General features: G+C 74.8%; 21 protein-coding genes. 7 read left to right on the top strand and 14 right to left on the bottom strand.

Annotated elements, in window-relative coordinates:
* From FVA95_RS22780 to FVA95_RS22770, 3 genes are all read right to left on the bottom strand, one after another.
* Positions 1-174 (bottom strand): leucine zipper domain-containing protein (locus FVA95_RS22780; protein ID WP_149662471.1); only part of this gene is annotated, 174 nt, incomplete at its 3' end.
* Between the two features lie 65 nt (positions 175-239).
* A complete protein-coding gene (locus FVA95_RS22775; protein WP_149665975.1) occupies positions 240-500 on the bottom strand; it encodes a hypothetical protein in 261 nt (86 codons plus the stop codon).
* A gap of 376 nt (positions 501-876) precedes the next feature.
* Complete coding sequence (locus tag FVA95_RS22770) at positions 877-2,085, bottom strand: DUF418 domain-containing protein (RefSeq protein ID WP_149665974.1); 1,209 nt, start codon at positions 2,083-2,085, stop codon at positions 877-879.
* Positions 2,086-2,172: 87 nt separating this feature from the next.
* On the opposite strand from FVA95_RS22770, the gene FVA95_RS31510 reads away from it, so the two are divergent.
* Both FVA95_RS31510 and FVA95_RS22765 read left to right on the top strand, forming a co-directional pair.
* Positions 2,173-2,349 (top strand): DUF6104 family protein, encoded by a 177-nt coding sequence (locus FVA95_RS31510; protein WP_020623156.1) that lies wholly within the window; start codon positions 2,173-2,175, stop codon positions 2,347-2,349.
* A gap of 125 nt (positions 2,350-2,474) precedes the next feature.
* Positions 2,475-3,914, top strand: coding sequence for a CitMHS family transporter (locus FVA95_RS22765; RefSeq protein WP_149665973.1), 1,440 nt, complete (start codon positions 2,475-2,477; stop codon positions 3,912-3,914).
* A gap of 119 nt (positions 3,915-4,033) precedes the next feature.
* Here FVA95_RS22765 and FVA95_RS22760 read toward each other — a convergent pair whose 3' ends face one another.
* From FVA95_RS22760 to FVA95_RS22750, 3 genes are read right to left on the bottom strand one after another with little or no spacing between them, the layout of a single operon-like run.
* A complete protein-coding gene (locus FVA95_RS22760; protein ID WP_149665972.1) occupies positions 4,034-4,396 on the bottom strand; it encodes a hypothetical protein in 363 nt (120 codons plus the stop codon).
* Positions 4,393-7,212, bottom strand: a complete 2,820-nt coding sequence (locus FVA95_RS22755; protein ID WP_149665971.1) for an FtsK/SpoIIIE domain-containing protein — start codon at positions 7,210-7,212, stop codon at positions 4,393-4,395. The genes FVA95_RS22760 and FVA95_RS22755 overlap by 4 nt, the downstream gene beginning before the upstream one ends.
* Positions 7,213-7,231: 19 nt before the next feature.
* Positions 7,232-7,492, bottom strand: a complete 261-nt coding sequence (locus FVA95_RS22750; protein ID WP_020623160.1) for a hypothetical protein — start codon at positions 7,490-7,492, stop codon at positions 7,232-7,234.
* Positions 7,493-7,752: 260 nt separating this feature from the next.
* Between FVA95_RS22750 and FVA95_RS22745 the strand changes: the two genes are divergently transcribed.
* Complete coding sequence (locus FVA95_RS22745; protein WP_164514897.1) at positions 7,753-9,147, top strand: Nramp family divalent metal transporter; 1,395 nt, start codon at positions 7,753-7,755, stop codon at positions 9,145-9,147.
* 6 nt (positions 9,148-9,153) lie between these two features.
* On the opposite strand, the gene FVA95_RS22740 is transcribed toward FVA95_RS22745, so the two are convergent.
* Genes FVA95_RS22740 through FVA95_RS22720 form a run of 5 tightly spaced genes read right to left on the bottom strand, consistent with a single transcriptional unit; the run spans position 9,154 to position 13,381 of the window.
* Positions 9,154-9,954, bottom strand: coding sequence for an MOSC domain-containing protein (locus FVA95_RS22740; protein WP_149665969.1), 801 nt, complete (start codon positions 9,952-9,954; stop codon positions 9,154-9,156).
* The gene (locus FVA95_RS22735) at positions 9,954-10,889 is read right to left on the bottom strand and encodes an ABC transporter substrate-binding protein (RefSeq protein ID WP_020623163.1); all 936 of its coding nucleotides are present in this window, start codon (positions 10,887-10,889) and stop codon (positions 9,954-9,956) included. Before FVA95_RS22735 ends, FVA95_RS22740 begins: the two co-directional genes overlap by 1 nt.
* A gap of 32 nt (positions 10,890-10,921) precedes the next feature.
* A complete protein-coding gene (locus FVA95_RS22730) occupies positions 10,922-11,641 on the bottom strand; it encodes an ABC transporter permease (protein WP_149665968.1) in 720 nt (239 codons plus the stop codon).
* The gene (locus tag FVA95_RS22725) at positions 11,638-12,291 is read right to left on the bottom strand and encodes an ABC transporter permease (protein WP_020623165.1); all 654 of its coding nucleotides are present in this window, start codon (positions 12,289-12,291) and stop codon (positions 11,638-11,640) included. The genes FVA95_RS22730 and FVA95_RS22725 overlap by 4 nt, the downstream gene beginning before the upstream one ends.
* 7 nt (positions 12,292-12,298) lie before the next feature.
* A complete protein-coding gene (locus FVA95_RS22720; protein ID WP_149665967.1) occupies positions 12,299-13,381 on the bottom strand; it encodes an ABC transporter ATP-binding protein in 1,083 nt (360 codons plus the stop codon).
* A 153-nt stretch (positions 13,382-13,534) separates the two neighbouring features.
* On the opposite strand from FVA95_RS22720, the gene FVA95_RS22715 reads away from it, so the two are divergent.
* Positions 13,535-14,314 (top strand): LLM class F420-dependent oxidoreductase, encoded by a 780-nt coding sequence (locus tag FVA95_RS22715; protein ID WP_149665966.1) that lies wholly within the window; start codon positions 13,535-13,537, stop codon positions 14,312-14,314.
* Positions 14,315-14,374: 60 nt separating this feature from the next.
* Positions 14,375-15,616 (top strand): acyl-CoA dehydrogenase family protein, encoded by a 1,242-nt coding sequence (locus FVA95_RS22710; RefSeq protein ID WP_149665965.1) that lies wholly within the window; start codon positions 14,375-14,377, stop codon positions 15,614-15,616.
* A gap of 39 nt (positions 15,617-15,655) precedes the next feature.
* Here FVA95_RS22710 and FVA95_RS22705 read toward each other — a convergent pair whose 3' ends face one another.
* The 3 genes from FVA95_RS22705 to FVA95_RS22695 all read right to left on the bottom strand — a co-directional run bounded on the left by FVA95_RS22705 (position 15,656) and on the right by FVA95_RS22695 (position 21,216).
* Positions 15,656-18,442: a bifunctional diguanylate cyclase/phosphodiesterase gene (locus FVA95_RS22705; protein WP_149665964.1), complete on the bottom strand. Its 2,787-nt coding sequence runs from the start codon at positions 18,440-18,442 to the stop codon at positions 15,656-15,658.
* Between the two features lie 315 nt (positions 18,443-18,757).
* Complete coding sequence (locus tag FVA95_RS22700; protein WP_149665963.1) at positions 18,758-19,927, bottom strand: NADP-dependent malic enzyme; 1,170 nt, start codon at positions 19,925-19,927, stop codon at positions 18,758-18,760.
* A gap of 284 nt (positions 19,928-20,211) precedes the next feature.
* Positions 20,212-21,216: a serine protease gene (locus FVA95_RS22695; protein ID WP_149665962.1), complete on the bottom strand. Its 1,005-nt coding sequence runs from the start codon at positions 21,214-21,216 to the stop codon at positions 20,212-20,214.
* Between the two features lie 161 nt (positions 21,217-21,377).
* Between FVA95_RS22695 and FVA95_RS22690 the strand changes: the two genes are divergently transcribed.
* Positions 21,378-21,998, top strand: coding sequence for a histidine phosphatase family protein (locus FVA95_RS22690; RefSeq protein ID WP_149665961.1), 621 nt, complete (start codon positions 21,378-21,380; stop codon positions 21,996-21,998).
* Between the two features lie 35 nt (positions 21,999-22,033).
* The gene (locus FVA95_RS22685) at positions 22,034-22,489 is read left to right on the top strand and encodes a GNAT family N-acetyltransferase (RefSeq protein WP_149665976.1); all 456 of its coding nucleotides are present in this window, start codon (positions 22,034-22,036) and stop codon (positions 22,487-22,489) included.
* Positions 22,490-22,668: the final 179 nt, after the last annotated feature.

Raw genomic sequence — 22,668 nt, 5'->3', positions numbered from 1 at the left:
GTCGGCCATCCCCGCCGGCCCCTCGGCCCGGTAGCGGTCGGACCACTTCTTGGCGGTCCGCGCGGAGACCATGAACATTGTCGCGGCCGCGGTGTGGGTCCAGCCGTGCTCGACGACGAGTTGAGCGAGCCGCAGCCGGGCGCGCGGGGTCAGAGCGGCGTTAGCGTGGGACACGAAGGCCTCCGGTGGGTGAAGCGGTTCCTAGACAGCTCCACTTCACAACCGGAGGCCTTCGTCTGTCAGCCAGACTCACCGCCCCCGGACGGGACAACCTCCCTGGACATCACAGCTAGGGCAGGCTCCGGCGCAGCCGGACCGGCGCCGGCCGGGGCGTCCGACCCGGCACGCCGTCCCAGGGCACCCGCGTAGGCCGTCGCGGCGAGCGCGGCGCCGGTGAGCGCGGCCCGGGAGACCGCGGCGGTGGCGGCGGCGGGCTCGCGCCGGGCACGGGCCACGTCGCGCACCAGCAGGCCCGCGCCACCGAGCAGGTGGGCGGCCATCGCGGCGCTGCCGATCCGGCCCCACCGGCCCCAGCCGGCCCCGGCGAGCCGCTCGCGCTCGGCCGGGTCGCCGACGGCGTCGAGCGCGCCTTCAGTCCGGTGACGCCCATCAGCGACCCGCCGAACCAGGCGGCCAGTCCGACGTCGTGCAGGGTGCGGGCGAGGGGCTCGGTGCGGGACATCGGTACTCCGGTGCGTCGGGGGGCGGCGGGCCACGGGTGCGGCCGCACCGGACGCTAGTGCGGCCCCTCGGCGGGGTTCCCGCGGGCCGGTGGGATCCTCCGTCCGCGGTGCCACCGCACGCCGACGGTTCCGCGGTGCCACCGCACGCCGACGGTGACGGCGCGGCCACCGTGCCGCCACCCCCGGGGCGGGGTCACCGACGGGCGGCCGAGCGGTAGGTCAGCCGTCGTAGCAGGGTCTCGGCGGGCCCCCGGACACCGGCCCGGTCGAGCCGGTACGCGACGACGACGGTGAGCAGCCACACCCCCGCCCCGACCAGCGACGCCGACCAGCCCGAGAGATGGGCACCCAGTCCGAGACCCCAGGCGGCGAGCAGCGGCACGAACAGCAGCGACTGCGCCAGGTAGCCGCTCAGCGACCGGCGGCCGAGCGCGACGAGGGCCCGGACCGGCAGCGGCGCCACCGGACGGGTCCCGAGCCGGTGCGCGACGAGGCCGAACACCGCGACGTAGCCGAGGGCGGCGAAGATCCCGGTGGCGATGTGCAGACCGGCGAACGCGCCCGGGTCCGGCAGGACGACGACGCCGACGTGCACGAGCGCCTGGGCGAGCCCCGCCGACCAGCCGACGGCGATGCCCACGACGGCGGTGCGGCGGAGCAGGGGCAGGTGGCGGCTCGGCTCCTCCAGGACGCGGTGCCGCGCGGCGAGCAGCCCGAGCAGCACCGCGGCGGGCATCACCAGGGTCAGGAACGCCCCCGGGAGCGCCGCGACCCACAGTCCGAGCCGCAACGGCAGGGTGGCGAGCCAGCCCGGCGTGGACAGGGCCACCTGCTGCGCGACGGCCGTGGGCGTGCTGCCGCCGGTGAACTGTGCGAGCACGCCGGTCACCGTGGGGACGGCCACGGCGAGTCCGACCAGCACGCCGGCCACGGTCCGCAGGGTGCGGTCGCTGCGGTGCAGGAACAGCGGTACCAGCACCAGGCCGAGGAGGCCGTAGGTGCCGAGGATGTCGCCCTGCCACAGCAGTGCCGCGTGCAGCAGGCCGAACGCGAGCATCCACCAGTGCCGGGTGCGCAGCAGCCGTCGTGCCTGCGCATCGGTGCCGCCGCCGGCGATGCGGCGGCCGTAGAGCTGCCCGATGCCGTAGGCGAACAGGAACCCGAACAGCGTCCAGGCACGGCCGTCGACGGCGGTGATCGTCACGATCTGGGCGATCCGGTCGGCGGGCCCGCCGTCCGCGGCGTGCAGCAGCGTGGCCCCCAGCTCCGAGGTGTAGGCGAACCAGGGGGCGTGGGCCAGTGCGATCAGCAGCAGCATCGCCCCCCGGGCGAGGTCGGGGGCGAGCGCACGGTCGCTGACCGGGGTCGGCACGACGGTCGCCGCGGGCGGCGCGGTGGACATGGGGTCTCCTCACGAGGCGGTGGGAGACCCATCGGAAACGATGCCGTCGCGTCCGGGTCAAGCAGTGCCCGCCGTATCCTCGCCGGCATGTACTTCACCGACCGCGGCATCGAGGAGCTCGTCGACCGGCGCGGCGACGAGCAGGTCAGCGTCGAGTGGCTGGCCGACCGGCTCCGCGCCTTCGTCGACGCGAACCCGCAGTTCGAGACGGCCGTCGAGCGGCTGTCGAGCTTTCTCGCCCGGGACGACGCCGACGACGAGTGACCCCGTGACCACAACGACCACAGGGCACGCAGCGACCACTACGTGGGCTGTGTCCGCAAGCGGGACCGGGGCCGGGGTCCGGACCTAGCGTTGCTCCTCGACACGTCCGTCGAAGAGGAGCACCGATGCTCATCGTTCTCGGGTCCGCGATGATCGCGGTCTTCATGTACCTGATCCTGTCGAAGCGGCTCGCGCCGACACTGGCGCTGGTCCTCGTCCCGCTGACCTTCGCCCTCGTGGTGACCGGCACCGGCCTGTCCGAACCGGGTGAGGACGGCGTCGTGGACTCGATCTCGTCCGCCTTCAAGGACTTCGCGCCGACGGCCGTGCTGCTGTTCTTCGCGATCATCTTCTTCGGCACGATGATCGACGTCGGGCTGTTCGACCCGCTGATCCGCTTCGTGCTGCGCACGGTGAAGAACGACCCGGTGCGCCTGGTCGTGCTGACCGCGGTGCTGGCCGGGGTCGTCTCCCTCGACGGCGACGGCTCGACCACCTTCATCATCACGGTGTCCGCGCTGCTGCCGATCTACCTGCGGCTCGGGCTGAGCCCGGTGGTGCTGACCGTCGTCGCCAACCTCGCGAACGGTGTGCTCAACATCCTGCCCTGGGGCGGCCCGACGATCCGCGCCGCGACGGTGCTGAACGTGTCCCCCTCGGAGCTGTTCAACCCGATGGTCCCGGGCATGGTGGCCGGCATCGCCACGGTGCTGCTGCTGGCCTGGCAGCTCGGTCGTTCCGAGCGCAAGCGGCTGCTCGCCTCGGGCCGCACGCTGTCGGTCGTCGCCGACGAGATGGTGGCGGTGCACGAGCCCGCCCTGGTCGGCGGGGGCACCGGCACCGACGGCACGCACGGTGCCGACCGCCCGGCGTCGGGCTCCGCCGGGGGCGCCTCCGACGCCTCCGACGACCTCGGGGGCACCCTCGACCCGAACCGCCCGACCCTGCGGCCGAAGCTGATCTGGTTCAACCTGGCGCTCACGGTCGCGCTGCTGGTGCTGCTGGGCATGGACGTCCTGCCGCTGTCGCTGGTGTTCGTCGCGGCCGCCGCGATCGCCCTGGTCGTGAACTTCCCGAAGCCCGAGGACCAGCTCCGGGCGGTGACCTCGCACGCCACCTCGATCGTCGGCGTCGTGTCCATGGTGTTCGCCGCAGCGGTCCTGGTCGGGGTGCTGTCGGGCACCGGCATGGTGACGGCGATGGCGAACGGGATCGTCTCGGCCGTGCCGCCGTCGGTCGGCTCCTGGTTCGCGGTGATCACCGGGGTGCTGAGCATGCCGCTGACGTTCTTCATCACCAACGACGCGTTCTACTTCGGCATCCTGCCGATCCTCACCGAGGCCGCGGGCCACTACGGCATCGCCCCGGTGGAGATGGCCCGCGCCTCGATCATCGGCCAGCCGGTGCACATGACCAGCCCGCTCGTCCCGGCGCTGCTGCTGCTCGTCTCGCTGGCGAAGGTCAACCTGGCCGACCACCACCGCAAGGTGATCTGGCGGGCCGCGGTCTGCTCGCTGGTGATGCTGGGGGTCGCACTGCTGCTGGGCGTCGTCCCGCTGGGCTGACCGCCCACCCACGATCCGGTGCCGCGCACGCGGTGCGGCGGGAGTGGCGCGCCGCACGGCGTAGGCAGGACGGCGCGGGCCCGGTGCGGAACGGGCCCGGTGCGGCGCGCGGGACGGGGTCAGTCGTCGTCGCGGCGCAGGCGGAACAGCCGCCGGTCGCCCGAGGAGCGCAGCTCCCGCAGAGCCTCGTCGGCGGCCTCCTCCAGCGCGGCGTGCTGGTCCGGGTCGGCCCGCAGGTCGGGTCGCGGGCGGGGCCGCCCCGGCTCCTCGGCCGCCCACATCAGCTGCAACGCGGCCTCCCAGCGCAGCTCGAACATGCCGCGGGCCAGGGTGAGCCGGTCCGCGGCCTCGCGCAGCTCCCGCTCGGTGCCACGCAGCTCGCGGCGCAGCTCCTCGGCCCGCCGGGCGTCGCGTTCCCGCAGGTCGACGACGGCGCCGGCCAGCTCGGACACCACCGCCCGGTAACGCTCCACCGCGGTCACGCCCCACCTCCGGCGAGAGTGCCCGAGCCGCCGCCACCGGCGTCGGTGCCCGAGCTGCCGCCTCCGGCGTCGGTCAGGATGACCAGCTGCGGGCGTCCGTGCCGGGAGCGGTCGAGGAACAGCGCGCGCCCCGGCGTCGGCGTCCAGTCGAGCGGCTGCCCGCCCAGCAGCGCCACCAGGTCGGTGCCCTGCACGCCGGTCGCCACCCAGGCACCGAGGTCGTCGATCGCCGCACCCGGCGGGGCCAGCAGTGTCTTCAACCGTTGCGCGCCCTGCCACCAGCCCAGCACGTGCACCCCGACACCCGGGCCGTGACGCAGCAGCGCCCGCAGGTCCTCGGTGCCGGTGCGGTCCAGCATGGACTCCGCCGCGTCGGCGCCGAACACCACGACCAGCAGCGACGCGTGTCCCCCACCACCGCCCGACGCGGCCCGGGCGCGGACCGTCGCCGCCAGCTGGGCGACGCGGGCGGCGAACCCGTCGGCGGACACCTTCTCCACCGTGCCGGGCAGGTCCGGGGCGAGCGCGCCCGACGCGGCCACCGCGTCCGGGACCAGCGGCACGAGCACGATCTGCGCGCCGGCCGGGTCGGGCAGCGACGACGCCACCGAGCGGACGGCCGAGCACAGCAGCGGGAGGGCGACGCGGGCGTCGGGCCCGATCACCCCGAGGTTGCGGCCGGGACCGTCGGACAGCTCGGCGGCCGCGGGGCTGCCGTGCACGTCGACGAACTGCCCGACCAGCGCGCGGGGCACACCGTCGGCGGGCAGCCGGGCGGCCAGCGCGTCGTGGGAGGGGGCGCGGGCGCCGTCGAAGACGACCGGCTCCGGGGTGTCCGGGAAGTCGGCGAACGCGGTCACCTGGACGTCGCGGACCACCGGGCCGCCCGCCTCGGGCAGCCGGACCACGTGGTTGCCGTGGGCGACGCCCGAGTCGTGGTTGACGATCGCGTGCCAGCGCGAGAGCGCCAGCGCCGCCTCGTTGTCCTGGGCGAGGATCCGCCGCACGCGGGGCAGCGCGATCCGCAGCACGAACTGTTCGAAGATCGCCGAACGGCCCCACAGCGCGTCGATGCCGGAGACGTCCTGGCTGGCCAGCACCAGGTGCACGCCCTGCGAGCGGCCGCGCCGGGCGACGTCCTCCAGCAGCGCGGTCGCCTCGGCGCTGACCGCGTCCCGGCCGGTGAACAGGAACTGGAACTCGTCGATGACCGCGACGATCCGCGGCAGCCGCAGGTCCGGACGCTCGGCCCGGAGCTCGGCCAGCTTGGTCGCGCCGTGCCGGCGGGCGGCCTCGGCGCGGCTGCGCATGACCTCGGAGAGGTGGCGCAGCAGCGCGAGCCCGAACTCCCGGTCGGTGTTGATGTTGACGCCGATCAGGCGGGCCTGCGGGAGCCGGTCGGCGCGGTGCCCGTCGGGGTCCGGGGCGAACGGGGTGAACGACACCCCCTCCTTGAAGTCGAGCAGGTACAGCTCGACCTCGTCGGGGCCGTAGTGCGCGGCGAGCCCGGCGATCCAGGCCAGCAGCAGGTTCGTCTTGCCCGACCCGCTCGGCCCGCCGACGAGTGCGTGCGGGGAGTGGTCGTCGAGGCTCAGCTCGGCGGGGATGCCGTCCTCGTGCCCGACGACGACCTTCAGCCCGTCGTGCGAGCGGCCCTCGCCACGCCGCCGGGGCAGCATGTCCTTGAACGCCCCCAGCCGTCCGCGCCACTGCTCGTGCCCGGCGGCGATCGCCTCGCACACCGCGGTGACGTCGTCGGCCGGCCCCGGAGGGTCCGGCTCGACGAGCACGTGCGGCCCGGTCACCGACGTCCGCACCGGGACCGGCTGCCGGTCGTCGGCGGGGTCGACGCCCGGCGGGTCCCCGAAGTCGACGGTCTCCACCGGACGCGGCAGCGCCGCCGGGACATCGAGCAGCACCAGCTGCACCCCCGCCGCGACACCGCCGCGCGCGACCCGCTGCAGCTGGCGCAGCTCGGCCTCGGGCAGCTCGCGGCCGTTGCCGACGAGCACCGCCACCAGCCACGCCTCGGGGCGCTCCCCCGTGCGGTCGGCGAGCTCGCGCAGCGAGGTGGCGCCGTCGGCGAGCACCCGGGTCTGCACCCGGCGGATCCGGTCGGCGAGCTGGTCCAGCAGCCGCCCCAGCCGGGTCGGGTCGTGCACGGTCAGCAGCCCGGTGCGGGTCAGCGGGTACAGCCCGGGCAGTGCGCCGGCGAGCTGTCCGACGTCCCAGACGTGCACGTTCACCGCGCCCGGGCGGAAGTACCGCACGGTGCGCAGGACCAGCTGCTCGACCATCGCCTCGGCCCGGTCGCGGGAGCGCGGCGTCGACACCACCTGCAGGTGCGCGCCGTCGAGCAGCGGGACCGCGACCCGGAACGGGGCGCCGCCCTCCACCGAGCCGGTGCCGAGCACCCACATCTCCGGCACCGGACCGGTCGGCTCCACGGCGCCCGCGACCGGCTTCCAGTCGGTCGGGTCGTCACCGGCGGCACCCGGGGTGGCGTCGGCGACGATCTCCGACAGCGTCTGCGGGGAGTCGCCCTGCCAGCGGTCGAACACGTGCGCCCGGTCCTCGGCGACCCGGGCGAGGACGCCGTCGAGCCGTGGGTTGTCGAACAACCGGGAGAGCCCCGGGTCGCGGCGCGCGGCGTCGTACCCGGTCTCGCGCAGCCACAGCTCCGCCATGACCTCGGCGTGCCGGGTCGCGGCCCGGTCGCGGCGTCCCTCCGCCGCGCCCAGTGCCCGCGACGCCGCCCGGTGGAACCCGTCGAAGGCGGACCGGATCCGCTCGCGGCGGTTCGGACGACGGGCCATCAGGGGCGGGCGGGCGCGGTCAGAGCCGCGAGGCGACGTCGTCGGCGGACTGCATGGCGATGTGCAGGGCCTGCTCGACCTCGTCGATCTTCTCCGACGCGGCGGCGAAGCGGGCGCGGGCGTCGTCGGCGTCGTTCTGGGCGGTGCCGTAGATGTTCTGCGAGAACGCGGCGCCGGCCTCCTCGATGGCCTGTCGGGCGTGCCGCAGCGCGCCGAGGCTCTCGGTGGCCTGCTGGTTGGCCCGCCCGATCCCGGCCCGGATCTCGTCGATGTTCGCCATGCCCACCCTCCGTGCGTGCGCGTGCGACGACCGTGACCCGGCCGACGCCGCGGCCAATCTATCGGCCGGTCCCGGTACCCGTTCATGGTGCGCCGCACCTGCGGCCGCTGCAACGCCGGGTGCGTCGACCGCCCCTCCCGGGCCCGCGTTCGGGGGGTCCGGTTCGTCCGTTCGTGACCCTCCCGCGCTGGAACCCCCCGGCGCGCTCGCCTAGCGTGCACGGCACACCACCCACGACGCCGTGATCGGAGACTGTGACGATGGCCTCCCCCGCTCCGCAGACGGACTTCCTGGAACCCCCCACCGGTGCACGGAAGATCCGCTCGATCGGGCCGGGGCTGCTCGCCGCGGCGACCGGCGTCGGGGCGGGCGACCTCGTCGCGACGATGGTGGCGGGAGCGTCGTTCGGGACGGTGCTGCTGTGGGCCGCCGTCGTCGGGACGCTGGTCAAGCTCGCGCTCGGCGAGGCCGTCGGCCGCTGGCACCTCGGCTCCGGCGCCACCATGCTCGACGGCTGGCGACGGCTGGGCTACTGGGCCACCGGCTTCTTCGGCGTCTACATCGTGGTGTGGGGCTTCGTCTACGGCGCCACCGCGATGTCGGCGGTCGGGCTGCCCCTCAACGCGCTGTTCGGCGGACTGCCGGTCGGCGGGTGGGCGGCGATCGCGGGCGTCGTCGGGCTGGTCCTGGTGTGGGTGCAGCGCTACCACGCCTTCGAGAAGTTCATGACCGTGCTCGTGCTGATCAAGTTCGCGACGGTCGTGTTCGTCGCGATCCTGGTCGGCCCGGACGTGCCCGCGCTGCTGAACGGCCTGGTGCCGCGGCTGCCGGAGGGGTCCACGGTCTACGTGCTCGGGCTGATCGGCGGCGTCGGCGGCACGATCACCATGGCCGCCTACGGCTACTGGCTGTTCGCGAAGGGCTGGAAGGGCCCGAAGTGGCTGTCGATGATGCGGCTCGACAACGCGACCGGCTACATCATGACCGGCATCTTCGTCGTCTCGATGCTCGTCGTCGGGTCGACGATCCTGCTCGGGGAGAACCTCACCGAGTCCGACAGCGGGCTGCTCACCCTCGCCGACCGGCTCGGGGCCCTCTACGGCGAGCCGGTGCGGATCCTGTTCCTCGTCGGCTTCCTGTCGGTCACCTTCACCTCGCTGCTCGGCGTGTGGAACGGCGTGTCGCTGCTGTTCACCGACTGGGTGCGGGCGATCCGGCTCCCGCACGGGAAGAAGGCCGCGATCGGGCCGGACGTGACGAACGCCGTCGTCGCCGGGGAGGAACACACCGCCACGGACGACCGGGCCGGGGCCGCCGCGACCGGGGACGAGCGCGGCGACGGCCCCGGGCGGCCGAGCGCCTACGAGGCGGCCCGCGCCGAGCGCTCGCTGCCCTTCCGCGGGTACCTGCTGTGGCTGACGTTCCCGCCGATGGCGCTGCTGCTCATCGGGCGGCCGTTCGCGCTGACGCTGGTCTACGGCGTGCTGGGCTCGTTCTTCATGCCGTTCCTGGCGGTCACGCTGCTCCTGCTCCTGAACACGACGATGGTGGCTCGCGAGGCGCGCTCGCGGTGGCTGTCCAACGCGATCCTGGGGATCTCGTCGCTGCTGTTCGCGGTGCTGCTGGTCACCGACGTCTACAACCGCCTGACCTGACCGGGGTCAGGTCACCTCGACGCGGTCGCCGACGCGCAGGGTGCCGGTGTGCTCGACGCGGGCGTAGAGCCCCGCGCACGGCAGCACCCCGAATCCCTCGACCTCGACACGGTTGGCCTCGGCCGGGCCGCGCAGCGCGTGCGGGGCGCGGGGCAGGTCGCCGTGCTCCAGCGTCGGCACGGAACAGCGCGGCGTCGGCAGGGTCGGGACCAGCACGACGTCGCCCAGGGTGAGCCGGCGCCCCAGCCAGCCGTTCTCCACGAACGGCTCGGTGCCCGGCGGCGTCGCGACGACGACGTTCGGCCGGTAGCGCAGCGCCTCGACACCGAGCGCGTCCAGCGTCGCGGTGGTGATCAGGTGCACCGGCGAGTGGTCGACGAACCGCCCGCCGGGAGCGCCCTGGGCGATCTCCAGGATCGGCGCGTCGACCTCGGCGTCCAGGCCGTGGGCCAGTACGTCCTCCGGGTCCGGGCGCTCGACGACGGCGCCGTCGGCCCGCTGCTGTGCGACGACGACCGGCCGCCCGAGCAGCTCCGCGAGCGGCTCGGCGGCCTGCCCGGCGTCGACGGTGCGACCGTCGGGCAGGGTGACCCGCACGTCGTCGCCGACGCCCGCGGAGGTGCACGTCAGCAGGCGTCGCCAGTGCCGGGGTTGTTTGGCCGTCGCGACCCGTCCGGTGTCCGGGTCGGTCAGGGCGAGTGCCCGGTCGCCGACGACGCCGTGCCCGTCGAGCTCCAGGGCGGCGAGGTCCTCCCCCAGCATCGACTTCACGGGGTAGCGGTGCAGGGATCGGACCTCGCCGACCATCAGAGCAGGCCCTGCGCGGTCAGCCAGTTCTTCGCCACGGTCTCGACCGACGGCTTGTCCGGCGCGGCCGCGGCCTCGTTCAGGCCGAGCAGCTCCTGGGTGGTCAGCTTCGCCGAGACCGCGTTCAGGATCTCGGTGACCTGCGGGGTCGCCTTCGCCTTGTTGATCAGCGGGACGACGTTCTGCGCGGCGAAGTTGTTCTTCGGGTCGGTGAGGACCACGAAGTCGTTCTCCGGGATCGCCGCGTCGGTGGTGAACAGATCAGCGGCCTGCACGTCGCCGTTCTTCAGTGCCGCGACGGTCAGCGGGCCGCCGGCGTCGAGTGAGCGGTAGGACTTGAACGAGCAGTTGTAGGTCTTCTGGAGGCCGGGGATGCCGTCGGGCCGGGTCTGGAACTCCGGCGGGCCGCCGAACACGAGCTCACCGCAGCGCGGCGCGATGTCGGCGATGGAGGTCGCGTTCAGCCGCTGCGCGGTCTCCCGGGTGACGACGACGGCGTCCTTGTCCTCGGCCTCGGCCCGGTTCAGGACGGTCAGCGTCGGCGCCGCGGTGTTCAGGGTGGACTGCAGCGCGGTGTAGACCTCGTCCGGCTGGGTCTGCGCGGCGCTCTTGTCCAGGTACTGCAGCAGCGTGCCGCTGTAGTCCGGGATGAGGTCGATCGAGCCGTCCTTGAGCGCGGGCACGTAGGCCTCGCGGGACCCGATCGGCGGCCGGGTCTCGACGGTGACGCCCTTGGCCTGCAGCGCCTGGGCGAACACCGAGGACAGGATCTGGCTCTCGGTGAAGTTCGCGGCGCCGACGACGACGGTGTTCTGGTCGCCGCTGCCGGACTGCCCGCCCCCGGCGAGGGGGTCGGAGCCCCCGCCGCAGGCGGTGAGCGCGAACGCGGCGGTCACCGTCGCGGCGACGGCGGTCAGGAGGCGGGTGCGTCTCATGGTGGGTGTCCTCTCGGGACGTGCGGGGTGGGTCAGGCCGCTTCGCGGACGGGTTCGGGGCGGGTGGGCACCGCGCGCAGCCGGCGCGGCGCGGTCCGGCCGGTGGCCTGCAGGCCGGGTGACACGATCAGCTTCTGCAGCCCGCCCAGGATCAGGTCGGCGAGGATCGCGAGCACCGCCACCAGGATCGAACCGCCGATCATCATGCCGAAGTCGCGCTGGCCGAGGCCGTCGATGATGAACCGGCCGAGCCCCCCGAGGGACACGTAGGCGGCGATCGTCGCGGTGGCGATGACCTGCAGGGTGGCGCTGCGCAGCCCGCCGATGATCAGCGGCAGCGCGTTGGGGAGCTCGACCTTCCAGAGCACCTCGGACCCGCGCATGCCCATCCCGGTGGCGGCGTCGACCACGGCCGGGTCGACGTTGCGGATGCCGGCGTAGGTGCCGGCCAGCACCGCGGGCACCGCCAGCACGATGAGGGTGATGATCGGGCCGACCAGCGAGAGCCCGGTGAGCGTCGCCAGCAGCACGAGCAGGCCGAGGGTCGGCAGCGCGCGCAGGCCGTTGGCCAGCCCGACGACGACGAACCCGCCGCGCCCGGTGTGCCCGATCCAGGCGCCCAGCGGCACCGCGATCACGACCGCGACCAGCAGGGTCAGAGCGGTGTAGCCGAGGTGCTCGGCGAGCCGGGCGAGGATGCCGGTCGGCCCCGTCCAGTTCGCGCCGTCGAACAGCCAGCCGAAGTAGGTCATGTCCCCGCCTTCCCGGTCCGGGCCCGCTGCCAGGGGGTGAGCAGCCTGCCGGCGAGCAGCAGGGCCGAGTCGACGACGAGCGCCAGGAGCAGCACGAGCACGATGCCCGCGACGATCTGGGCGTCGTTGCTGCGGTTGAAGCCCTCGGTGAACAGCAGGCCGAGCCCACCGAAGCCGATCACCGCACCGACGGTGACCAGGCTGATCGTGGACACCGCGGCGACCCGCAGCCCGGCCACGATCACCGGCACGGCCAGCGGCAGCTCGACGCCGACGAAGCGGCGCAGCGGCGTGTAGCCCATCGCGTTCGCGGCGTCGACGACGTTGCCGGGCACCGCGGACAGCGCGTCGGACACCGTCCGTACGAGCAGTGCGACGGTGTAGACCGTCAGCGCGACGACCACGTTGACCGGGTCGAGGATCTGGGTGCCGAGCAGCGGCGGCATGAACACGAACAGCGCCAGCGACGGCACCGTGTAGAGCAGCCCGGCGGCGTTGGTCATGACGGTGCGCAGGGTTCCGTTGCGGTTGGCGACCCAGCCCAGCGGGATCGCGAACAGCAGCCCGAGCAGCACCGGGATCAGGGCGTACACGACGTGCTCGGCGAGCGCGTCGAGCACGGAGTCGAGGTTGGCGAACACCCAGGTCACGGCGGCCTCAGGCGGCGTTGTGCGAGTCGCGGGCCGCGGGCAGGGCCTCGAGCACCGAGTCCGCGGTGACCGAGCCGGCGACGCGGCCGTCGGCGTCGACGGCGACGCCCTGCCCGGACGGTGAGGACAGCGCCGCGTCGAGCGCGCCGCGCAGCGAGCCGGACTCGACGGCGTAGAGCGACCCGCCCGGGACGATGGCCTCCTCGGTCACCCGTCCCGCACCGGCCTCGACCCAGCCCAGCGGCCGGGCGGAGTCGTCGACGACGACCGCCCAGCCGTCGTCGGGCAGCGGATCGCCGACCGAGAGCATCGGCAGCGACCCGAGCGGGATGGTGTCCGAGGACAGGAAGCCCAGGCCGCGGTATCCGCGGTCGCGGCCGACGAAGTTGTCGACGAAGCCGTCGACCGGGCGGGACAGCAGCACGCCCGGCTCGTCGTACTGGGCCAGCCTGCCGCCGACCCGGAACACCGCGACCTTGTCGCCGAGCTTGATGGCCTCGACGATGTCGTGGGTGACGAACACGATGGTCTTGCCGAGCTCGGACTGCAGCCGCAGCAGCTCCTCCTGCAGGCTCTCCCGGACGATCGGGTCCACCGCGGAGAACGGCTCGTCCATCAGCAGCACGGGCGGGTCGGCGGCGAGCGCACGGGCCACGCCGACCCGCTGCTGCTGGCCGCCGGACAGCTGCGCCGGGTAGCGCCTGGCCATCGCGGTGTCCAGGCCGACGGTCTCCATCAGCTCCATCGCCCGGTCCCGCGCGGCCTTCTTGCTGCTCCCGACGAGCATCGGCACGGTCGCGATGTTGTCGACGATGGTGCGGTGCGGGAACAGCCCGGCCTGCTGGATGACGTAGCCGATGCCCCGGCGCAGCTCGACCGGGTCGGCGGACAGCACGTCGCGCCCGTCGACGCGCAGCTCGCCCGAGGTCGGCTCGATCATCCTGTTGATCATGCGGAGGGAGGTCGTCTTGCCGCAGCCGGACGGGCCCACGAAGACCGTGATCCGCCCCTGCTCGGCCACGAGGTCGAGCTCGTCGACCGCGACCGTCCCGTCCGGGAAGCGCTTCGTGACGCCCCGGAACTCGATCATCGGCGGTTCCCCCTGCCGTCGCGCGGGACCCCTGCTCCCCGCTTGGTCGCAGCACACTAACCCGGTCGTGCGCGACGGGCGAGCGGTCGGCCGCAGGTCACGACACCCCGTCGCGCTTGACCTGCAGCCCGGTTCAGCACCGACGCTGCGGACATGCCCCCGACCACCGCCCTGGGCCCGCTCGGCATCGCCACCGGACCCGCTCCCGCCGATGCCGCGGCCCTGGAGGACGCCGGTGCCCGCACCCTGTGGCTCGCCGGGGGCGCGATCGACCGGCTCGACCGGCTGACCGCGCTGCTCGACGGCACCCGGGACGCCGTCGTGGTGCCCGGCATCGTCCCGACCGGGGTGTACCCGGCGTCGGCCGTCGCCGCGGTGCACGCCGACGCGTCCCGCCGTCATCCCGGGCGCTACCTCACCGGGTTGGGGGCGTCCCAGCAGCCGGGGGCACTGGACGCACTGCACCGTCACCTCGACGAGCTCGATGCACTCGGGCTGCCCGCGTCGCAGCGGCTGCTGGCCGCCCTCGGACCACGCAAGCTCGACCTCGCCCGTACCCGCTGCGCCGGGGCGGTGACGTTGCTGGTCACCCCGGAGCACACCGCCCGGGCGCGGGCGGCGCTCGGTCCGGGCCGGCTGCTCGCGGTGATGCTGCCGACCGTGCTCGGGACCGACCGGACGGGGCTGCGCGAGCTGGCCGGGTTCCTCCTCGACGTGCCCGGCTACCGCGCCGCCGTCCGCGGGATGGGGTTCACCGACGCCGAGATCGACACCCGCGCCGAGCGGCTGCTCGACGCCGTCGCCGCCCGCGGCGACCGCGACGAGATCGTTGCGCGGATGGCCGAGCACCGGGCCGCGGGCGCCGACCATGTCGTGCTCAGCCCGGTCGGGGTCCCCGGATCCGGTGCCGCGCTGCTGCGCGCGCTCCGATAGGTGCACCGGGCCGGCCCGTTCTGCCGTGCGGCCGGTGCGCCGCGGCGCAACAGTGGGGCCATGCCGAAGGAGCCCACGCGTCTGCCGCGTCCCGAGCTGGACCTCGACCCGGACCACCCGCACGTCGCGGACTGGTTCCACTACGCCGACCTGCTCACCGACGCCGAGCGCGCCGACCTGCGCCGGGTGCGGGAGTTCCTGCGGGCCGAGGTCGCCCCGGTCGTGCTGGACGCGTGGGACCGTGCCGAGTTCCCGATGCAGCTGGTGAAGGGCTTCGCCGGGCTGGACCTGGCGGGGGCCGGTTATGCCGATCCTCCTGCGTCGCGGCTGTTCCTCGGGTTCCTGCATGCGGAGATCTCGCGGGTCGACCCGTCGGTGAACAGCTTCTACGGCGTCCACACCGGCCTCGCGATGGGCTCGATCCACGCCGGCGGCACCCCCGAGCAGCGCCGGCGCTGGCTGCCCGCGATGGCCCGGATGGACTCCATCGGCGCGTTCGGGCTGACCGAGCCGCACGGCGGGTCCGACGTGGCCGGTGGCATGGAGACCACCGCCACCCGGGACGGGTCCGGGCCCGACGCGGAGTGGGTCCTCGACGGCGAGAAGCGCTGGATCGGCAACGCCACCTTCGCCGACCTGATCATCGTGTGGGCCCGGGACACCGACCCGGACGCCGACGGCGCGGTGCGCGGCTTCGTCGTGCCGTCGCCGTCCGACGGCATGACGATCACGAAGATCGAGGGCAAGCAGTCACTGCGGATCGTGCAGAACGCCGACATCCTGCTCGACCAGGTCAGGGTGCCGGAGTCGCACCGGCTCTCCGGCGGCTCGGGCACGTTCCGCGACGCCGGGCTCGTCCTGCAGCGCACCCGGGCCAACGCCGCCTGGGGTGCGGTCGGGGTGCAGATGGCGGCCTACGAGCTGGCGCTGTCCTACGCCGCACAGCGCGAGCAGTTCGGCCGCCCGATCGGCGGGTTCCAGCTGATGCAGGACCTGCTGGTGCGGATGCTCGGCAACGTGAGCGCCTCGCTGGGGATGGCGGTGCGCAACGCCCAGCTGCTCGACCAGGGCCGGGGCTCGGACGCGCACTCGTCGCTGGTGAAGGAGTTCTGCGCGACCCGGATGCGCGAGACCGTGGCGATGGGCCGCCAGCTCGTCGGCGGCAACGGGGTGGTGCTGGAGAACCGGATCGCGAAGTACTTCGCCGACGCCGAGGCGATGTTCTCCTTCGAGGGCACCCGGGAGATGAACACGCTGATCGTCGGGAAGGCGGTCACCGGGCAGAGCGCCTTCGTGCGGTGACGACGGCGGTCGCGCCCGCGGTGGGCGGGCGCGACCGGTTCACCAGAGGTCCGGGGTCCCCTCGGGCGGGGTGGCACTCGTCGCCGGGGTCGGCAGGCCGCCGCCGCGCAGCACGCGGTGCAGGTCGGCGGGGCGCAGCGAGCGGGCGAACAGCCAGCCCTGGAACGCGTCCACGCCGAGCCCGCGCAGCACGTGGAACTGCTCGGCGGTCTCGACGCCCTCGGCGACGGTCTTGCGGCCCATCGCGCGGGCGACCTCGACGACGGCGCGGGCGAGCGCGAAGTCGGCCGGGTCGGTGCCGACGCCGGTGACGAAGGCGCGGTCGACCTTGACCGTCTGCGCCGGGAGCTCCTTGAGCCGGGCCAGCGACGAGTAGCCGGTGCCGAAGTCGTCGACGGCGAAGCGGACACCGCGGTGCACGAGCTCGCTCATCGCGTCCAGCGCGGGGCGCGGCAGCGCGACCAGGCTGGTCTCGACGAGCTCGAGCACCAGCTGGTTCCACGGCAGCCCGGCACCCTCGACGATCGCGGTGACGTCGGCCAGGAACGACGGGTCGGCGGGCAGCAGCCCGGCCAGGTTCACCGCGACGGCGACGGCCTGACCGGTCCGGGGCCAGGTCGCGGCCTCGGTGACGGCGGAGCGCAGCACCCACAGGTCCAGCTCGCGCTGCAGGCCGCCGCGCTGGGCGACCGGCAGGAACTCGCCGGGCGAGACCTCGCCGTGCACCGGGTGCGACCAGCGCAGCAGCGCCTCGGCGGACAGGACGGTGCCGTCCGGCGCGACGACCGGCTGGTACTCCAGGCGCAGCGCGTCGCCCTCGATCGCGGCGCGCAGCTCGGCCTCCAGCTCCAGCTGGCGGCGCGCCGGCGCGACGGCGCCCCGGTCGGCGACGGCGACCGTGCCGCGTCCGCGCTGCTTGGCCTCGCGCACCGCGACCTCGGCCGAGCGCAGCAGGTCGTCGCCGCGGGGGCCGCGGGCGTCGGCGTGCGGGCCGGTCAGCGCGGCGTCCCGCCCGGCGACGCCGACCGAGGCGGTCAGCGTGATCGGCCTCCCGGCCACGGTGACCTCCCCACGCAGCAGCCCGGCGACGACGGCGACGAGCGCCTGCGGCCCGCCGACCTCGTCGACGTCGGCGCAGACCACCGCGAACTCGTCGGCCGACAGCCGCCCGGCCGTGCAGTGGTACGGCAGCTCGCGCTGCAGCCGCCCCGCCAGCTCGATGAGCAGCAGGTCACCGGCGTCGTGGCCGAGGCCGGTGTTGACGCGGGAGAAGTCGTCGACGTCACCGCAGACGACGGCGACCCGGTCGGCGTCCGGCCCGGCCAGCAGCCGGTCGGCGAGCTCCAGCAGCCCGGCCCGGTTGGGCAGCCGGGTCAGGGGGTCGACGGTGTCGGCCTCGCGCAGCACGTCGGCGGCGCGGCGGCGCTCCCCCACGTCGGTGACGACGAGCAGCCAGAACGGACGGCCGTCGTCGGAGGGGGCGGCGTTGACCACGACCTCGCAGTCGACCCGGGTGCCGTCGGCCCGCAGCAGCGGCAGCGACTCGATCCGGTAGGTCGGCTCGGGGTGCGACGGGTCGCGCAGCCAGTCCGGCAGCCCCCCGCGCCGGTCGGACCCAGGCTCGGCGGACAGGCTGCGTGCCGGGACCCCGCGCAGGGTCTCCAGATCGGCGTCGAGCAGCTGGCACAGCGCCGGGTTGGCGTCGACGATCCGGCCACGCCCGTCGAGCATCGCGACGCCGGTGGTGATCGCGGCGACGAGGTCGGCGAACCGCTGCCCGGAACGCTGCGCGCGGGACTCGGCACGGCGCCGGTCGGAGATGTCCTGCACGGTCCCGATCAGGCGCAGCGGTGCGCCGCCGGGCGTGCGGTCGATCCGGGTGCGGCACGACAGCACCGCGCCGCCCTCGGGGCGGATCTCGGAGCTGTGCGCGGTGGTGGGCTCCGGCGCGGCCTCCGGGCCGCGGCGCAGCATCCGACAGACCCGCTCGACCTGCTCGCCCTCGATCGGGCCGTCCGGGCCGTCGGGGCGCACGCCCAGCGCGCGGTAGAGCTCGACGAGCCCCTCGCTGCGGGTCAGCGTCCCGGCCTGCAGGTCGAAGGTCCAGGTGCCGGAGCGGGTGGCGCGCTCGAGGTCGAGCGCGGGTGCCTCGTCCGACGGCGCGGGCGCGGCGTCGGGGAACGGGGTGAGCAGCACGACGGTGCGGTCGCCGGGCTGGTTCCAGCGGACGACCTTGACCCGGGCCAGCCGGCGGTCGGCGCGGACCAGGCGGGCGTCGGAGTCCGGGCCGACGAGCAGCTGCGGGAGCCGCATGCCGGTCGGGTCGGCGGAGCCGGCGAGGCGACGGAGCGCGGCGTTGGTGTGGACGACGACGCCCCCGGCGTCGCAGACCAGCGCGGGCGAGGGCGGGAGCTGCACCGCGGAGTGGTCGGGGCCGTCGGCACCCGTGGACCCGGCGGTCCCCGGACCGGGGCCCGCGGCGGTGTCCGACGGGGCCGGACCGGGCGGGCGCGGTGCACCGGGCAGCCGCCGGGCCATGCCGAACGGCGGCTCCCCGAAGCCCGCGCCGGAGATCTCGGCGTCCGGCGCGGGCGCGGCGTTCAGGGCCTCCGCCGGGGCGAGGAGCTGCTCGTCGTCGGGACCGGGCCGGGTGCGCCCCGCCGGGGTACCGCCGGGACCGGCGAAGGCCCGGGCGAGGTCACCGGCCAGGCCGGGGTCACGATCCCGGTCCCGGCGGGCACCCGGTGCCTGCTCCGCGCGTCCACCGGCCGGTTCTCCGACCGATGCACCCGGACGGTGTCCCGCCCGCGACTCCTGCTCCGACACGCCCGCCTCCGTTCCGTTCGGCAGCTCCGTCGGGAACAACGAGCCACCGTGCCGGGCGATCCGGGCGGGTAGACCGATCGAGCCACCCGACACAGCGAGTAATGAGGCCGTTCGGCCCAATGCCGCTGCCCCGCCCGTCACTCACGGGTGGTGACAGGTAGCCGTCGGAGGGTGAAGGGTGTGGCGCGCTCGGCGAGCGGTGGCAACCGATCCGACCGTGCGTGGTCGACCGCTCACAGCGCACCGTGCCGTTCGGCGCAGACCCCGATTGCACACGTTTCGTAACCGGGGTTATGGCCGCCCGACGGCCGGTGGTCAGGCGGGCGTCGCGGCGGCGCGGGCGACCGCCGCGGCGACGGCCGGGGCCACCCGCGGGTCGAACGGGCCGGGCACGATCTTCTGCGGGGACAGCTCGTCGGCCACGACGTCGGCGATGGCCCGCGCCGCCGCGATCTTCATGTCGTCGGTGATGCGGCGGGCGTGCGCGTCGAGGGCCCCGCGGAAGATCCCCGGGAAGGCCAGCACGTTGTTGATCTGGTTCGGGAAGTCGCTGCGGCCGGTCGCCACGATCGCGGCGTGCCGGGCCGCGACCTCCGGGTGCACCTCGGGATCGGGGTTGGACAGCGCGAAGACCATGCCCTCCGGGGCCATCGTGGCCAGCAGCTCCTCGGGCAGCGTGGCACTGGAGAGCCCGACGAACACGTCCGCGCCGGCCAGTGCCTCGGCGACCCCACCGGTGACCCCGCGCGGGTTGGTGACGGCGGCCAGGGCGGCCTTCTCCCCGCCCCGTCCGGCGTCGACGACCCCGCGCGAGTCCAGCAGGACGACGTCGGAGGCGCCCGCGGTCAGCAGGATGCGGGCGCAGGCGATGCCGGCAGCGCCGGCCCCCGAGATCACGATGCGCAGGTCCGACAGCGAGCGGTCCTGCACCCGGCAGGCGCCGTCGACGGCGGCGAGCAGCACGACGGCGGTGCCGTGCTGGTCGTCGTGCATGACCGGGCAGTCCAGCGCCTCGACCAGGCGGCGTTCCAGCTCGAAGCAGCGCGGCGCGGCGACGTCCTCGAGGTTGACCGCACCGAAGGTCGGGCGCAGCCGGACCAGGGTCTCCACGATCTCGTCGACGTCGGTGGTGTCGAGGACCAGCGGGATCGAGTCGAGCCCGGCGAAGGACTTGAACAGCGCCGACTTGCCCTCCATCACCGGCAGCGACGCGCGCGGCCCGATGTCACCGAGGCCGAGCACCGCGGTGCCGTCGCTGACGACGGCGACCAGCCGGTGCGCCCAGGTGTAGCGGGCGGCCAGCGAGGCGTCGTCGGCGATGGCGCGGCAGACGTCGGCGACGCCGGGGGTGTAGGCGATGGACAGGTCGCGCTCGTCGGCCAGCGGCGCGGTCAGGCCGGTGGCGAGCTTGCCGCCCTCGTGCGCGCCGAACACCTCGTGCCGGTCGGGGGCGGAGCGCGTGGTCGGGTCCTGGGCGAGCGTCATGGGAGAACTCCACGGGTGGTGCGGTACGAGAGCGGCGCACGGACGCGCCTGCCGTCGCACCGGGCGTCGCGGGTTGACGTCGACCTGCTCGCGGTGCCGGACGGCCATCCCGCCCGCCACGCCGGGATAGGGGCGCCGCGCCGGGACGAGCTGTCGGATCTGGCGGCGAGTCTAACCGGGCGCGCGCCGGGAACCGGCCACCCGGCACGTCCGGAGTGGCCACCCGCACACCGACGGGGCGTCCGGCGCCGGTCCCCGGCGGTGCACCGGGGCAGCGCAGCGGGTCAGCGCAGCGGGGCCGGGGTGAGGTCGGGCAGCGGCAGCGCGGGCAGCGACGGGCCGGTGGGCAGCTCGGTCAGCGGCAGCACACCCGGGGTGAACGGGACCCGCCCGGGGACGACCTCCAGCGCGCCGACGTCGCCGTGGCGCTCGGCGTAGGCCAGCGCGCGGGCGATGTCGGTGACCCCGTTGGTGTTGGTCGGCAGCATCAGGCTCGACAGCAGCCCGAACGCCCGGCCGCACGCGTCGAGGTAGCCCGAGCCCGAGTCGCCCGGGACCCCCGGCGGCGTGGTGGAGACGACGTGGGTGCGCGGCCCCTCCGGCTGCCCGAGGCTCAACCCCTGCTTGTACGGCGTCGCCACGAGCTGGTTGGGCTGGTAGCTGTAGACCTTCTCCCCCTGTTCGGTGCCGTCGGTGTCGAGCCCGGTCGGACCGCCGAAGCCGGGGACCGTGGGGTCGGCGACGGCGACGGCCGCCGGGTCGAGGCGGATCAGCGACAGGTCGTTGTAGAGGCACAGCTGTGGGTCGGTCTCGCCGCGGTCCTGCATGACCGCCCAGGAGTTGTAGGCGACCCGTCCGGTGTAGTTCCTGCCGTCGCGGCCGCGGATGCCGACCTCGATGCCCTCCGGCATGACCGGCTCGCTGCAGCCGTCCACCGACGACATCGCGTCCTCGCCCGCCATGCAGTGCGCGGCCGCGCCCAGGTAGAGCGCCCCGGCGGGCGCCGCCTGGTGCTGGGCGCCGTCGGCCCCGTCCCGGTGTCCGTCCTGCGCGGCGGCGGGGGTGTAGAGGAAGTTGGCGGTGCACAGCTCGGCTCCGCCGGTGACCGGGGTGGCGATCTGCACGCCAGGGCCGATCGCGCCCGCCTGCACCGCAGGGGCGGACGGCGCGGCCACCGCGGTGCCCGCGGCGGCGGGCGCGGTCAGCGCGACGGTGACCGCGAGGCCGGCCGCGGCGGCGATCCCGGCGATGCGCCGCCGCGCGGGGCGGTGGGAGAACTGCGACGACATGACGCTCCTCGGCTCGTGGTCCGCCACGGATCTCAGCCGAACCGGCCACCCTGCGGGTACGGCGCGCCCGGCGGACTCCCCGGTCGGGGACCGATCCGACCCGTCCGGGTGACGTGATCACCGCGAGCGTCCCGCAGCGTCCGCGACTAGCGTCGCCGCACGTGAGCACCGACGCCGATCCCGAGGGACGGATCCTCCTGCTGCGCCACGGCGAGACCGAGTGGTCGCGCACCGGGAAGCACACCGGCCGCACCGACGTCCCGCTGACCGACCAGGGCCGGGTCGCCGCCCGCCGGGTGCGCACCGCGCTGGCCCTGGTCCGCCACGACGCCCCGCCCGCCCGGGTCCTCTGTTCCCCGCGCTCGCGCGCGCGGGACACCGCCGAGCTGGCCGGGCTGCGGGTGGACGCGGTCGACGACCGGCTCGTCGAGTGGGACTACGGCGACAACGAGGGCCGGACCACGCCGCAGATCCGCGAGTCCCTGCCGGGCTGGACGATCTGGGACGGGCCGTGGCCCGGTGGCGAGACCCCCGACGACGTCGCGGCCCGCGCCGACGCCGTGCTCGCCGACGCACGCGCCCTGCTCGGCGACGGCGACGTCGTGCTCGTGGGGCACGGCCACTTCTCCCGGGTGCTGACGGCGCGCTGGATCGGGTTGCCCGCGAGTGGCGGGGTGCACTTCCGCATGGACCCGGCCGGGGTCAGCGTGCTGGGGTTCGAGCGCGGGGTCCCCCGCCTCGACCACGTCAACCAGCGCCCCATACCAGCGGAGGACCAGTGAGCGTCCGGACGGCCACCCCCGACGACGTGCCGGTGATGGTCAGGCTCGTGCACGAGCTGGCCGACTACGAGAAGGCCGCGGACGAGTGCGGGCTGACCGAGGAGCAGCTCCACGCCGCGCTGTTCGGCCCGGACCCGTCGGCCGGGGCCTTCGTCGCCACCGGCGACGACGGCGCGGTCGTCGGCACGGCCATCTGGTTCCGGACCTTCTCCACCTGGGAGGGCGTCGCCGGGATCCACCTGGAGGACCTCTACGTGACCCCCGCCGCACGCGGCGGCGGGCACGGCGCGGCCCTGCTCGCCGAGCTGGCCGCCGAGGTGGCCCGGCGCGGCTGGAAGCGCCTGGAGTGGAACGTGCTGGACTGGAACACCCCGGCCATCGGCTTCTACCGCTCCGTCGGCGCGGTGCCGAACGACGGATGGACCACCTACCGGCTCACCGGCGACCCGCTCGTCGCGCTGGCCGGGCGGGCCGGGCGCCGGTTGAGCTAGTTGTGATGTCCAGGGAGGTTGTCCCGTCCGGGGGCGGTGAGTCTGGCTGACAGACGAAGGCCTCCGGTTGTGAAGTGGAGCTGTCTAGGAACCGCTTCACCCACCGGAGGCCTTCGTGTCCCACGCTAACGCCGCCCTGACCCCGCGCGCCCGGCTGCGGCTCGCTCAACTCGTCGTCG

The organism is Pseudonocardia sp. EV170527-09 (assembly GCF_008369905.1).
In the GTDB taxonomy this organism is placed as follows: Bacteria; Actinomycetota; Actinomycetes; order Mycobacteriales; family Pseudonocardiaceae; genus Pseudonocardia.
Note: the sequence above shows the minus strand (reverse complement) of the source record. Positions and strands in the feature narration are given on the sequence as shown.